Annotated in this window: 11 protein-coding genes; 6 read left to right on the top strand and 5 right to left on the bottom strand. The window is 71.9% G+C overall.

Going from position 1 to position 13,471, the window contains the following annotated elements; all coding sequences use genetic code 11:
* The first annotated feature begins 122 nt into the window (after positions 1–122).
* Both ACH4NX_RS15135 and ACH4NX_RS15130 read left to right on the top strand, forming a co-directional pair.
* The gene (locus tag ACH4NX_RS15135) at positions 123–1,547 is read left to right on the top strand and encodes a PspC domain-containing protein (protein WP_351399640.1); all 1,425 of its coding nucleotides are present in this window, start codon (positions 123–125) and stop codon (positions 1,545–1,547) included.
* Positions 1,534–1,779, top strand: coding sequence for a hypothetical protein (locus ACH4NX_RS15130; protein ID WP_351399638.1), 246 nt, complete (start codon positions 1,534–1,536; stop codon positions 1,777–1,779). The genes ACH4NX_RS15135 and ACH4NX_RS15130 overlap by 14 nt, the downstream gene beginning before the upstream one ends.
* Positions 1,780–2,048: 269 nt before the next feature.
* On the opposite strand, the gene ACH4NX_RS15125 is transcribed toward ACH4NX_RS15130, so the two are convergent.
* Both ACH4NX_RS15125 and ACH4NX_RS15120 read right to left on the bottom strand, forming a co-directional pair.
* On the bottom strand, positions 2,049–2,570 hold the full coding sequence (locus ACH4NX_RS15125) for a DoxX family protein (protein WP_351399636.1): 522 nt from the start codon (positions 2,568–2,570) through the stop codon (positions 2,049–2,051).
* Between the two features lie 254 nt (positions 2,571–2,824).
* Positions 2,825–4,120 carry a hypothetical protein gene (locus tag ACH4NX_RS15120; RefSeq protein WP_398127115.1) on the bottom strand — a complete coding sequence of 432 codons (1,296 nt, stop codon included), beginning with the start codon at positions 4,118–4,120 and terminating at the stop codon, positions 2,825–2,827.
* A 203-nt stretch (positions 4,121–4,323) separates the two neighbouring features.
* On the opposite strand from ACH4NX_RS15120, the gene ACH4NX_RS15115 reads away from it, so the two are divergent.
* Positions 4,324–5,262: a DUF4429 domain-containing protein gene (locus ACH4NX_RS15115; protein ID WP_351399632.1), complete on the top strand. Its 939-nt coding sequence runs from the start codon at positions 4,324–4,326 to the stop codon at positions 5,260–5,262.
* Between the two features lie 96 nt (positions 5,263–5,358).
* Positions 5,359–5,841 (top strand): pyridoxamine 5'-phosphate oxidase family protein, encoded by a 483-nt coding sequence (locus ACH4NX_RS15110; protein ID WP_351399631.1) that lies wholly within the window; start codon positions 5,359–5,361, stop codon positions 5,839–5,841.
* 9 nt (positions 5,842–5,850) lie between these two features.
* Here ACH4NX_RS15110 and guaA read toward each other — a convergent pair whose 3' ends face one another.
* Positions 5,851–7,431, bottom strand: a complete 1,581-nt coding sequence (guaA, locus tag ACH4NX_RS15105; RefSeq protein ID WP_351399628.1) for a glutamine-hydrolyzing GMP synthase — start codon at positions 7,429–7,431, stop codon at positions 5,851–5,853.
* A gap of 346 nt (positions 7,432–7,777) precedes the next feature.
* Between guaA and ACH4NX_RS15100 the strand changes: the two genes are divergently transcribed.
* On the top strand, positions 7,778–8,137 hold the full coding sequence (locus ACH4NX_RS15100) for a chorismate mutase (RefSeq protein ID WP_398127114.1): 360 nt from the start codon (positions 7,778–7,780) through the stop codon (positions 8,135–8,137).
* A 648-nt stretch (positions 8,138–8,785) separates the two neighbouring features.
* The gene (locus ACH4NX_RS15095; RefSeq protein ID WP_351399624.1) at positions 8,786–9,808 is read left to right on the top strand and encodes an LAETG motif-containing sortase-dependent surface protein; all 1,023 of its coding nucleotides are present in this window, start codon (positions 8,786–8,788) and stop codon (positions 9,806–9,808) included.
* Between the two features lie 106 nt (positions 9,809–9,914).
* On the opposite strand, the gene ACH4NX_RS15090 is transcribed toward ACH4NX_RS15095, so the two are convergent.
* Together ACH4NX_RS15090 and ACH4NX_RS15085 are read right to left on the bottom strand one after the other, a co-directional pair.
* Complete coding sequence (locus ACH4NX_RS15090; protein WP_351399622.1) at positions 9,915–11,732, bottom strand: GMC family oxidoreductase; 1,818 nt, start codon at positions 11,730–11,732, stop codon at positions 9,915–9,917.
* Between the two features lie 80 nt (positions 11,733–11,812).
* Positions 11,813–13,426 carry a succinic semialdehyde dehydrogenase gene (locus ACH4NX_RS15085; protein WP_398127113.1) on the bottom strand — a complete coding sequence of 538 codons (1,614 nt, stop codon included), beginning with the start codon at positions 13,424–13,426 and terminating at the stop codon, positions 11,813–11,815.
* Between the last annotated feature and the right edge of the window lie 45 nt (positions 13,427–13,471).

Below are 13,471 nucleotides of genomic sequence, written 5' to 3'. Positions count from 1 at the left end.
CCCTGATCTTCGGGCCCCCGGTGCTTCGAACGTTCCCCCGGCCTCGCGTCAGGGCTGATATCAGGGTCCGACCAGGGTCGAACCGCCTGCCGTCACGGCGCCGCGCCCGTCACCATGGACTCATGACAGATCACGAGCACGCCGCGACGGGTCCGGGACCCGGTCCCGGCCCGCGCCCACCGCGGGGCGCCGGGCCGCAGGATGCCGCGCCCGCCGCGGATGCCGCGGGTGTCGCAGCCGAGGCGGGCGTCCCCGCCGGCACCGAGGTCCCCGGTCCGCCGCACAAGTTCCGGCGCGACCGGCGGCACAAGACGTTCGCCGGGGTGTGCGCGGGCCTCGGACGGCAGTGCGACATGGATCCGGTCATCTTCCGGATCACCCTCGCGGTGCTCTCCGCGACCGGCGGCATCGGCCTCATCTTCTACGGCTTCGCCTGGCTCTTCGTCCCCTACGACGACGAGGACGAGAACGAGGTGCGCAAGCTGCTGACCGGCCGGGTCGACGGCCATGCGCTGGCGGCCGTGCTGTTCGCCCTGGTCGGCTGCGGGGTCTTCCTGACCATGTTGAACAACGGCGGGGTGCTGACGTTCGGCGTCGTCCTCTCCCTCCTGCTCGCGGGCGCCGGTTACTGGTCCCGGCAGCGCAGGGCCCCCGCCCCCGATCCTCTCTCCGCCCAGGCCGTCGCCGACGCCCCGCCGGAGGCCCAGGCGCCGCCGATCATGTTCACCTGGCCCTCCTGGTGGCGCGACCCCATAGTCAAGGACGGCACCCACATCGGCGGGACGGGATATCTGTGGGGCCCACCGGACTCCGAGGAGCGTGACATCGCGGCGGCCGTCAACATCGGCCGCGGAGCCCAGGGCGGCGACCGCGCCGCCACAGGCGACCGGCGTTCGCGGTATCCGCAGCCGCGCGGGCCTCGCGGAATCGGCGGCTGGGTCTTCCTCCTCGCCCTGCTCGCGGGCTTCCTCGGCACCCGGCTGACCTGGGACGAGCAGCCGCTCGGCACCAGTTTGCAGACCGGCCTGGCCTGCGCGCTCGCCGTATTCGGCGTCGGCATCGCGGTCAGCGCCTTCATCGGACGCACGGGAGCCGGTTCGATCTTCCTGGCGGTCATCACGGCGGGTCTGCTCGCCGGGACGGCGGCCGTGCCGAAGGACGTCGGCACGGAGTGGGTCCGGACCACCTGGGAGCCCACGACAGTGGCCGGCGTGCGCGAGCAGTACGACATCGGTGCCGGCAGCGGCACCCTCGACCTGTCCGGGCTGGACTTGGCCGAGGGGCAGACGGTGACCACTCGGGCCGACGTGGGCCTGGGCCGAATACGGGTCGTCGTGCCGCAGGACGTGACCGTGCGGCTGAGCGTTCAGGTCGGCGTGGGAGACATCCAGCTGCCCGGCGACGACAAGAAGGACGTGGACGTGGCACCCGGCAAGCACAAGGAGATCACCCTGCCCCCCACCACGGGCGGCAAGGACGCCGGCACGCTCGACCTCGATCTCCAGGTCAGCGTCGGACAGGCGGAGGTGACCCGTGCTGCGTCATAGCTTCCAGCCGGGACGGCTGGTCGCCGGCTTCTTCCTGACCCTGGCGGGCGCCATCTACGCGGGCGACGCGGGCGGGCTCTGGGACACTCCGTGGTTCGTGGTGATCCCCGTCGTCGTGGGCGGGCTCTGCACCGCGGGAGCGGTCGGAGTCTGCACCTGGGCCGTACACCGACGCCGTGGGACGCTCCGCGCGGCGAAGGAAGGAGGGCCCCGGGCGGACCTCTCGGGGTGACAGCCGGCGGTGCTCGGACTCGGACGGCCGGCAACCGCGGGCCGCCCCCGTGCGGTCCGACCGCTCAAACGAGCGGGACGTGAACACTCGGCGGCAATAGTTCACGCATTCGCGCGACGGACCCTCGGAGGACACCCCGAGCCGTCCGAGGGTGCTCCGAGCCGGTCATCGGTGGCCACTCCGACCGCCGACCACCGACACCGCCGACCACCGACTCCGCCGGCTCCACCGACAGGACCGGCACGGTTCACCGGTCGACGCGGCGGAGCCTACTGGTACCCGCCGCCCGTCCGCTGTCGTCGCCGGGAGCGCAGGACGGCGTCCAGGGACAGCAGCGGGGCGCCCGCCAGGACGAGCGGGGTCCAGGCCATCAAGTAGGCGAGGTCATTGCCGTAGTAGTACGGGTCGGAGGCCCAGCTGACGGTCAGCCACAGGCTGAGCGAGATCAGCGCCCCGCCGAGCGCCGCCAGCCGGGTCAGCAGACCGAGCAGAGCGCCGATGCCGACGGCCAGCTCGCCCAGGGCGATGGCGTAGCCGAAACCGGCGGGACTCTTGAGGGCGAGGTCGACCAGGGAGGGGATGGCCGAGGAATCGCGGACGGTGCGCATCATGTCGCCGACGGAGCCGGCGCCCGAGTCCTTCATGAAGGCGCTGTCGGTGAGTTTGTCCAGGCCCGCGTAGATGAAGGTGATCCCCAGGAAGATCCGTAGGGGCAGAAGGGCGTAGCGCGTGGCGTGGTCCCGCCAGTCTCCGCCGCCGCCCGGACGCGAGGTGTACGCATCCGTCCGCATACCGTGAGTCATCATTGCCAGCCGCCTCTCGCCCGCGCGTGCCGAGACCCCTCAACAGACCATACGTACGACACGGAGGCCCCGCTCAATCCTCCTTCGACCGGTTTCTTCCTGTCGGTTTCGACAGACTTCGGCTTCGGCGGACTCCGTGTCGGCGGGGCTTCCGTGCCGGCGGACTTCCGTGCCGGCGGACTTCCGTGTCGGCGGACTTCCGTGCCGAGAGGCTGCCGGTCGGCAGCGGGCGCGGCCGGGTGTCAGTCCGTCACGTCGATGGTGCACCGGTTGGTTTCCACACCCGCGCTCGTGATCACCTGGACGTCCACCCGGCCCGGTTCCACGTCCGCGGGCACCGGGACCGTCAACAGGTCGTCCGTGGGGTTGCTGAAGCCGCCCGCCACGGGGACCAGGGGCACGTGGACGTTGACCGCGCCGATGCGGACGACCATCCGGGACAGCCGGTCCGCACCCTGGGCGCCCGGCGGTACGAAGCCGGCGCCGCGGATCTCGATGTCGTCGCCGGTGCGGATCGGGGCGTCCAGGTCACCGGCCTCCCGTGCCCGGACCACGCAGAGGATCACGGGGCGCCCGCCCTCCGCGTACTTCCCCGCCACGTAGGTCGCCGCCGAGACCAGCACCACGACCGCCAGCCCCCAGGGCAGGTCGGGCAGTTGTTCCGGGCGCCGGGCCAGCCGGACCGCCGCGAACACCAGGGCGACGGTGCTGATCACCACGTACTGGATGTCGGCGAAGGACCCGCGTCCCGCGTCGTCCGTCAGCAGGTCCGCCGCGCGCGGGCGGTCCGCCCGCACCTTCTGCAGCCGCTGTCCCAGCACCCGCAGGCCGACCACCCGCCGTACCAGGACCGCGATCCCGCACACCACCGCGAGGACGGTCACCGCACCGGCGCCGCGCGCGAGTTCGAGCCCGGAGATCAGCGCGTCCCGTCGGCCGTGCCCCGAGGCCACCGCCAGCTGCCCGGCCAGGACGAGCACCGCGTAGGCGACGAAGAGCACCCAGACCGCCGCCACCGCCCGGGACGTGGACAGGCGGTTGTCCTCGCCGATGACCGGGGCCAGCGCCCCGCCCCGCGCCCGGTGGAACCACGACGCCGCCGTCAGCGCACCGGCCACGACCAGCGCCGCCGCGAGCCCGGCGGTGCGCGCCGCCGTCCAGCCGGACCCGATCGCGGTGAGCGACTGTCCGAGGAGCAGCAGCACGACCGCGGCCCACACGACGGCCGCCGTACGGTGCCCCAGGCCCGCGAGCCACGCCCGGCCCTCGGCGCGACCGCGTTCGGCGACGAGCCCCGCGGACTGGGTCAGCTCCTCCGAGACCCACTGCCGGGAGGCGGAGGCCGAGTGGGCCACCGCGGCCGGCAGGCCTTGCCCGGCGGCGAACTCGTCCCGCCTGACCAGGAACGCGGCGACCGCCCGGCGGTGCCCCTCACGGGCACCGTGCGGGCAGTCCCCGCACGTGCAGCCGCCCCCGTGCGCCGCCTCGTACGCGCCTTTGTCCGAGCCGCTCCCGCGTCTCGCCTCCTGCACCGCCACGACCGACGCCCGCCTTCCCGAACCCCTGCGAAAATCCAGCAACGACAACCAAGGAACCACCTGCGGCAGAACCCGTAAGTCCCATGGGACGACAGCGAATTGTGCCGTACACCACCCCCCGCGCGCCTGCCGCCCCCGGTCCGCTCTGCTCAGCGCGGGTGACACGCGGACCGCCATGTTGACCCGACTGCGAGAATTCCCTTATGGCCGAGATCATCCAGCGCGACGGGACCTGGGCGTTCGACGGCAGTACGGTACGGATCACACCGGGACGGCACCGCTCGGTGTCGCTGTTCCGGCAGACGTACGGAGAGGTCTCGGTGCCGTTGGAGGCCGTCGCGGGCGTCGCCGTCGAGCCGGAACGCAAACGCGGGCGACTGCGGCTGCGGCTGCGTGAGGGCGCCGACCCCCTCCTCCAGGCGACCGGCGGCCGGCTGCCCGACGCGGCGGACCCGTACCGGCTGACGGTGGAGACCGATCGTGGCGGGGTCGCCGAGTACGTCGCCGAGGAGATCCGCCACGCGCTGCTCCTCGACCGGATCCCCAGGGAACCCACGATGGCCTATCTGCTGCCCGGGCCCCCGGTGCCGGTCTCGGCGCGTTCCTCGGACGGCACGGTCTCCTTCGACGGCACCCAGGTCCGGATCGACTGGGCCGACACCTCCGACCGGGTCAAGCGCGCCGCCGGAGCGCGGATCATCGCCGTCGGCGATCTCACGCAGGTCGAGTGGCTGCCCAACTCGGGGGCGGAGGACGGTTTCCTGCGGTTCGTGACCCGGGAGACGGCGTTCGCCACGCTGCCGCCCCAGAAGGACCCGTACGCCCTGGACCTGTGGGGCAGCGCCCGCCGCGATCTGCTCACCGCGCTGATCGCCACCGCGGTCACGGCCCGGCTGCCGCATCCGTCGGCCCCTGCCCACGATGCGTCCCGGCGGCACGCGACCGACTCACCACCACCCGCCGCACGAAACGCCGAGCCGACCGTCGTACCGACCGCCCTACCGACCGCGGTGCCGCCCCCGGCCGATCATCACGACGTCCTGTTGCGTCGGCTGCGAGAGCTGGGCGACCTGCATCGCAGCGGCGTGCTCACGGACGCGGAGTTCGCCATGACCAAGGCGGCCGTACTCCGGACTTTCTGAGTTCCGGAGATTCTGAGTTCCGGAGATTCTGAGTTCCGGAGATTCTGAGTTCGATACCCGACAGAAGGTGTCCGGTTTTGGATCCACACTCGGTGTATGACATCGAGCACCGACGCCAACTGGGCCGAGTTCGCCGCCGCAGAACCCGCGCTGGCCGCCACCGTCGAAGCGCGTTTCGGCGCGTACACCCACCACACCCTCGCCACCCTGCGCAAGGACGGCTCGCCCCGCACCACCGGGCTGGAGGTGCGTTTCCTGGGCGGCGAGCTGTGGCTCGGCATGATGCCGGGCTCGCTGAAGGCGCTCGACCTGCGCCGTGACCCTCGGTTCGCGTTGCAGGCGAATCCGGGCGACGGCACCGGCATGGGCGGTGGGGACGTACGGATCGGCGGCCGGGCGATCGAGGTCGAGGACCCCGAGAGGCGGGCCGCGTACGTGAAAGAGGTGGAACCGCCGGAGCCGTTCCACCTCTTCCGTACCGAGCTGACGGAGGTCGTGCGGACCTGCGTCGAGGGTGCCGCCCTGGTCGTTCAGATCTGGCAGCCCGGGGAGCCCCTGCGCACGGTCAGGCGCGCATAGGGCCGGGGATCACTCCCACTCGATCGTCCCCGGGGGCTTCGAGGTGACGTCGAGGACGACCCGGTTGACGTCCTTGACCTCGTTGGTGATCCGCGTCGAGATCTTGGAGAGCACGTCGTACGGCAGCCGGGACCAGTCTGCCGTCATCGCGTCCTCGGAGGAGACGGGCCGCAGCACGATCGGGTGGCCGTAGGTACGGCCGTCGCCCTGGACGCCGACGGAGCGGACGTCCGCGAGCAGCACCACGGGGCACTGCCAGATGTCACGGTCGAGGCCGGCCGCGGTCAGCTCCTCGCGGGCGATCGCGTCGGCCTCGCGGAGCAGGTCGAGCCGCTCCTTGGTGACCTCGCCGACGATCCGGATGCCGAGGCCCGGACCCGGGAAGGGCTGGCGCTGGACGATCTCGTCCGGCAGGCCGAGCTCCTGGCCGACCATCCGGACCTCGTCCTTGAACAGCTGGCGCAGCGGCTCGATGAGCTGGAACTCGAGGTCCTCGGGGAGCCCGCCGACGTTGTGGTGGGACTTGATGTTCGCCGTGCCGGTGCCGCCGCCGGACTCGACGACGTCCGGGTAGAGCGTGCCCTGGACGAGGAACTCCACGGCGGGGCCCTCGTCGGCGATGATCTCGGCCTGGGCCTGCTCGAAGACGCGGATGAACTCGCGGCCGATGATCTTCCGCTTCTCCTCGGGGTCGGAGACCCCGGCCAGCGCGTTCAGGAACCGCTCGCTCGCGTCCACGACCTTCAGCTGCACGCCGGTCGCGGCGACGAAGTCCTTCTCGACCTGCTCGGTCTCGCCCTTGCGCATCAGGCCGTGGTCGACGTAGACGCAGGTCAGCTGGGAGCCGATGGCCTTCTGGACGAGGGCGGCGGCGACGGCGGAGTCCACGCCGCCGGACAGGCCGCAGATGGCGCGCCGGTCGCCGACCTGCTCGCGGATCGCCGCGACCTGCTCCTCGATGACGTTGTCCGTGGTCCAGTCCGGGCGCAGGCCCGCGCCCCGGTACAGGAAGTGCTCCAGCACCTGCTGCCCGTGCGTGGAGTGCATCACCTCGGGGTGGTACTGGACGCCGTAGAGCTTCTTCTCGTCGTTCTCGAAGGCGGCGACCGGGACGACGTCCGTGGAGCCGGTGACGGTGAAGCCCTCGGGGGCGGCGGAGCAGGCGTCGCCGTGGGACATCCACACGGCCTGCTCGGCCGGGGTGCCCTCGAAGAGGGTGGAGGACGGCTTGGAGACCGACAGCTCGGTGCGGCCGTACTCACGGGCGCCGGAGTTGTCGACGGTGCCGCCGAGGGTCTGCGCCATGAGCTGGAAGCCGTAGCACATGCCGAAGACGGGGACGCCGGCCTCGAACAGGGCGCGGTCGACGGTCGGGGCGCCGGGCTCGTACACCGACGAGGGGCCGCCGGAGAGGACGATGGCCGCCGGGTTCTTGGCGAGCATCTCCGCGACCGGCATGGAGCTCGGCACGATCTCGCTGTAGACCCGCGCCTCGCGGACACGGCGGGCGATGAGCTGGGCGTACTGCGCGCCGAAGTCGACGACCAGGACGGTGTCGGGGGCGGCGGCAGCGGGAGTCGCTGATGACACGGGGTGCCTTCCGGCGGTCGGGCGGGGGTCTTGTACTGCCGATTCTACCGAGACGGGCAGGTGGCCCCGCCCCGGCCACGGCGCCGCGGCCGCCCCTCCTCCCGGTCTCACCATGCGAACCGGCTTGGACACCGTCCGTCCCCGGGGCATACTGGACCCATGCTCACGCACCAGACCTTCCTCTTTACCTATGGCAACCGGCCCACCGGCTGCCATGGTCGTGCTGCTTGAGCAACTGACAAGCGACTTCCCAGGCGCCCCGGGCCGACAAGGCCCGGGGCGCCTGGCGTTTCCGGGTCCTGTCGCTCCGGGGGGCACCACCGCCCTTCGACGAGGAGCCACCGACATGACCGTCACCGCAGCAGACAAGAGCACCACGGCCGACACGAGCAACGCGGCGGGCACGAGCACCGCGGCGGGCACGAGCACCGCGGCCGACAAGACCGGGGCCCGCACCGCCGAGGCCGCCGACGTGATCACCGGCGCACGTGAACGCATCGACGCCCTCGACGACCGGATCATCGGGCTCATCCAGGAACGGATGGCCGTCTCCGCCGTCATCCAGGAGGCGCGCATCACCTCCGGCGGCCGTCGCGTGAACCTCTCCCGCGAGATGGAGGTCCTCGACCACTACCGCCAGGCGCTGGGCAGGCCGGGGACGGCACTGGCGATGACGATGCTGGAGCTGTGCCGGGGGCGCGTCTGAGTGTCGCAACTCAGTTCGGACACCTTCTCACCCGTACGGCGCGTGACCAGGACGCGAGCGGCCTCGTTGGTCCTGGTGTCCGTGTCAGCCAGGGGCGGGCCCGAAAGAACCACGCGTGGCTCGCTGGAGCGATGAGACGGACGGCCGTGCCGTACGTCGTGGGACCTCGCTCCAGGAAAGTGACCGGACGGCAGGGGACAGCAGCCCGGTCACCCAAGAGAACGGCCGGCTCCAGGGACGCCCGGGGCCGGCCGACGGGGCGGCCGAGTCCCCCTCGGCCCACTCACCTGCACTGTCATCCTCACCTGCATCGCCATTCGAAGCCAGCGGCGCGACCCCCCGGCGCCGCTTCCGAGGCACCGGCGCCGCCCTGACGCCGGTGCTGGCCGAGGAAGGGCCCCGCGGCGCACATCCCGCGGGGCCCTTCGCCATGCCCTCGCCTTCCCCTTCCACCACCAGTTCCCCAGCCTGCCGCTAGTGACGCAGGCCACATAAAGGTTCTGTGAGTTCGGGGGCAACCATTCACAGGTTTCACTGATCAAACAGGCGTACGGACTGAACCAAGGGCCACACCCGCGCCCCACAGCGGAGGCCTCCCTGACTCTCCCGTATCGCCGCACGCGGTACGCCGGACCACCTGAGGTCTTCATGAAGCTTCGTCGCGCCATGGCGGCAGCGGCCGCCACGGCAGTGATCACCCCGGTCGCGCTGCTCGCCGCCCCGGCCGCCTATGCGACCGGTGACGCGTCACCGTCCCCGACCGCCACGTCCAGCAGCTCCACGGGTGAGCCGACCACGGACCCGTCCACCGGGGTGTCACCGTCCCAGAGCGAGTCGACGAGCGAGACCACGCCCGCTCCCAGCGACTCGGTGAGCACGTCCCCGACCGAGACGGACGACGAGGGCACGCCCGCTCCCAGCGGGTCGGAGACGACCACGACCGCGCCCGCGGACCCGTCGCCGAGCACCTCCGCTCCCGAGGAGACGGAGACTCCGGACCCCGAGCCGTCCGAGTGCAAGAACAGCAAGGTCGACGTCAACATCGCGGGTCTGCCCGGCAAGATCGCGGCGGGCAGCGGCTGGCACAAGTTCTCGCTGAACGTGGCCAACAACTCCGGCTCCACGCTGCAGAACCTCCAGTACCTGGCCGGCGCCTCCGCCGACCGGGACGGCGAGGAGCTGTTCGAGAGCAAGAAGGTCAGCCTCCAGGCCTGGAACCCCGACGACAAGATCTGGGAGGACCTCAACGAGTTCGGCTACGCGATCGGTTACGTCGGTTACACCGACGAGCTGGCGCCCGACTACGAGGTCGACATCCCGATGCGGATCAACGTGAAGGCCAACGCTCCCGTCGGCGCCGGCTTCACGCTCGGCGCGACCATCTACGGCGACGCCGACAGCGAGTGCACCGGCTTCGGTGACGTCTCCTACGGGTTCCAGATCGTGGCCGCAGGCACGGACACGGACGGCACCAAGCCGCAGGAAGGCGGCAAGGCGCCCGTCAGCGTGAAGAAGCCGGCGAGCAACACCCCGAAGGTCACCGGCAGCCTCGCCGAGACCGGTTCCAGCTCCGCGCTGCCGATGGTCGGACTCGTCGGCGGACTCGCCGTCGTCCTCGGTGGCGGCGCGGTGTTCGCGGTGCGGCGCCGTAAGGCCGGCGCCGAGGCGTAACCGGCGGGGCCGGCACGGCCCGCCGCAAGGCGGGAAGGACCTGCGCTCGGAGGGGGGCGCAGGTCCTTCTGTGCGTTCCGTGCGGTGACCGCGGCCGTTGCGTCCGCTACTTCTTCGGCGGCACCGTCGGTATCCCCAGGAACGGCAGTCGCAGCGCGCCGAAGGCCTCCGCCGGGACCGCCGGAGCCCTGGGCTCGACGGCGGGCAGGCGCTCGTACGCCGTTCCCTGGACCGGGCGCGGGTCGCTCTCGCCCTTGTTCGGCCAGTACGACATCGCGCGCTCGGCCTGTGCCGTGATGGTCAGGGACGGGTTGACGCCCAGGTTCGCCGAGACCGCGGCGCCGTCGACGACCGAGATGCCCGGGTGGCCGTAGAGCCGGTGGTACGGGTCGATGACGCCGCTCTCGCGACAGGCGCCGATCGGGCAGCCGCCCAGGAAGTGCGCGGTGAGCGGGGTTCCCATCAGTTCGCCGACGTTGGAGCCGGCGAAGCCGTTGATCTCGGCCGCGAGGGCCGAGGCGCCTTCCGTGGCGGCCTTGATCTGCTTGGGGTTGGGCGAGCCGTGGCCCTGGTGGGCGGTGAGCAGGCCCTTGCCGACGCCCGTCGGCTTCAGCTGGGTCGTCAGGGAGTTGTCCAGTGACTGCATGACCAGGCCGATGATGGTCCGCTCGGACCAGCGCCGTTTCGACAGGGAGCGCAGGGCCAGCGTGGGGTGCCTGACCGCGTGGCCCAGGAAGCCCAGGACGCGGGACGCGCCCGAGGCGGTCTGGCCGGCGTACGGGACCTGGAGGATGGACAGGCCGCCCATCGAGTTGGAGCCCTTGCCGTAACGGACCGGCTCGATGTGGGTGTTGGCGTCCGGGTGGATCGAGGACGTGATGGCGACGCCGCGCGTGAAGTCGGCCCGCGACTCGCCGGTGGCCCTGCGGTAGCGCCGGTCGTCGGTCTGGGCGCCGACCAGGGCCTCGGAGTTGGTGCGGGTCAGCTCGCCGAGCCTGTCGGATATGTGCGGGAGCTGTCCGTTGGCCTTCATGCGGTGCAGCAGGGTCTGGGTGCCGTAGGTGCCTGCGGCCATGACGACCCGGCGGGCCGTGAAGGTGCGGCCCGTCCCCTTCTTCCGGCGGTCGGTGGGGAGGGTCGCGATCGCGAACCCGCCGCGCGAGTCCTCGGTGACCGAGGCGACCGTCGTCATGGGGTGCACGACGGCACCCGCCTTCTCGGCGAGGTAGAGGTAGTTCTCGTTGAGGGTGTTCTTCGCGCCGTGCCGGCAGCCGGTCATGCACTCGCCGCACTCGTTGCACGCCTTGCGGTCGGGGCCCGCGCCGCCGAAGTAGGGGTCGGCCACCCGCTCCCCCGGCTTCGCCTCCGTCGTGCCGTCGGCGTCCTCGCCGTCGCCGAAGAAGACGCCGACCGGCGCCATGTGGAAGGTGTCGCCGACGCCCATCCGCTCGGCGGCGGCCTTCAGGTGCACGTCGGAGGGGGTCATCGTCGGGTTGAGGCGGACGCCGAGCATCCGCCGGGCCTGGTCGTAGTACGGCGTCAGCTCGTCGTGCCAGTCGGTGATGCCACGCCACTGGGGGTCGTCGAAGAAGGGCTTCGGCGGCACGTAGAGGGTGTTGGCGTAGTTGAGGGAACCGCCGCCGACACCGGCGCCTGCCAGGACCATGACATTCCCGAGCAGGTGGATGCGCTGGATGCCGAACATGCCGAGCCTGGGGGCCCAGAGGTAGTTCCTCAGGTCCCAGGAGTTCTTCGGCAGCGACTCCCGGGTGAAGCGGCGGCCCGCTTCCAGGACGCCGACCCGGTACCCCTTCTCCGTCAGGCGGAGGGCGGACACGGAGCCGCCGAAGCCGGATCCCACGACGAGGACGTCGTAGTCGTACCCGTGCTCGTCCCGGGCCTGGACGGACTTCTCCTGCGACACGTGCTCTCCTCGTCGAGAACGGGCGTTGGTTGGGGAATCAGCGGGGCGGACCAGCGCGGGCGGGGGCCGGCGCAGGCGGATCAGCGGAGGCGGAACGCCTTCATCAGGCGCAGGCTCCGGCTCATGAAGGCCGCGTACGCGGCGTCGTCCATCCCCAGCGACGGCGCCATCGGCAGCAGCCGCTGGTGGGCGACCGTCTGGGCCTCGGTGTACTTGAGGATGCCCTCGGAGCCGTGCCGGCGGCCGAGGCCGGAGTCCTTCATGCCGCCCATCGGGGACTGGACGCTGCCGTAGGCGGGCGCGTAGCCCTCGTTGATGTTGACCGTGCCGGTGCGCAGGCGGGTCGCGACGTCGCGGCCGCGCCGGGCGTCCTTCGTCCAGACCGAGGAGTTCAGACCGTACGGCGTGGAGTTGGCGTGTCCGACCGCCTCGTCCTCGGTCTTGAACCGGTAGACGGAGACGACCGGGCCGAAGGTCTCCTCGGTGCACACGGTCATGGGGGCGACGACCCCGTCGAGGATGGTCGGCTCGTAGAAGTACGGGCCGATGTCCGGGCGGGCGACGCCGCCGGCGACGAGCTTCGCGCCCCGCTCCACGGCGTCCGCCACGTGCGCCTGCACGGTCTCCAGCTGCCGTCGGCCCACCAGCGAGCCCATGTCGGCGCCGTAGGAGAGGGAGGTGCCGAGACGCATGGCCTTCGTGCGGGCGGCGAAGCGCTCCAGGAAGGCGTCGGCGACCGACTCGTGGACGTAGAGCCGCTCGATGGAGATGCAGAGCTGCCCGGCGGAGGAGAAGCACGCGCGGACGGCGCCCGCGGCGGCCTTCTCGATGTCGGCGTCCCGGAGGACCAGCATGGCGTTCTTGCCGCCGAGTTCGAGGGAGACTCCGACCAGGCGGGCGGCGGCGCCCTGGGCGACCTCGCGGCCGGTGCGGGTGGAGCCGGTGAAGGAGACGTAGTCGGCGTGCCTGACGACCTCGGGGCCGACGACCGGGCCGTCACCGAGGACGACCTGGAAGACCTCGGCGGGCAGCCCGGCCTCGATGAGCAGGTCACGGGCCCACAGGGCGGTCAGGCAGGTCTCGGTGTCGGGCTTCATGACGACCGCGTTGCCCGCGACGAACGCGGGGAGGGCGTCACCGACGGACAGTTCCAGCGGGTAGTTCCAGGGAGCGATCTGGCCGACGACGCCGCGCGGGTGACGCAGCTCGGTGACCTTCGTCAGGGTCGGTACGGCGCCGGTGTGCCGCCTGGGCCGCAGATACGCGGGCGCCTTGCGGCCGTAGTGCCGGGCGGCGACGGCGACGGCCTGCACCTCCTCGTGGGCGTGCAGGCGGGCCTTACCGGTCTCCAGCTGGATGAGGTCGAGGACCTCGGCCTGGCGCTCCAGGACCAGGTCGTGGAAGCGCAGCAGGACGGCGGCGCGCTGCCGCACCGGGATGCGCGCCCACACGGCCTGGGCGGCGCGGGCCCGCTCGAAGGCGCCGGCCACGTCCTCGGGCGTCGACTCGGGCAGGTCCGCCAGCCTCTCGCCGGTGAACGGCGTGTGGTTGGCGGTACGACCGGAGCCGGCCACGCCCTTGGTGAGCTGGGCTACCAGCTCGGGCGTGACCACGTCGGCAGCGGTGCGGGCGCCCTCGGGGGCGGGGGCGAGAGGGTTCGTGCCGGTCAGTTCCGGGGCGTGCGCATCCGTCATGAGCCGCAGGGTATGACGCCGCGAGGGCTTTGTGTACCCGTCGGT

The organism is Streptomyces sp. NPDC017225 (genome assembly GCF_044331465.1).
Lineage (GTDB): Bacteria > Actinomycetota > Actinomycetes > Streptomycetales > Streptomycetaceae > Streptomyces.
Note: the sequence above shows the minus strand (reverse complement) of the source record. Positions and strands in the feature narration are given on the sequence as shown.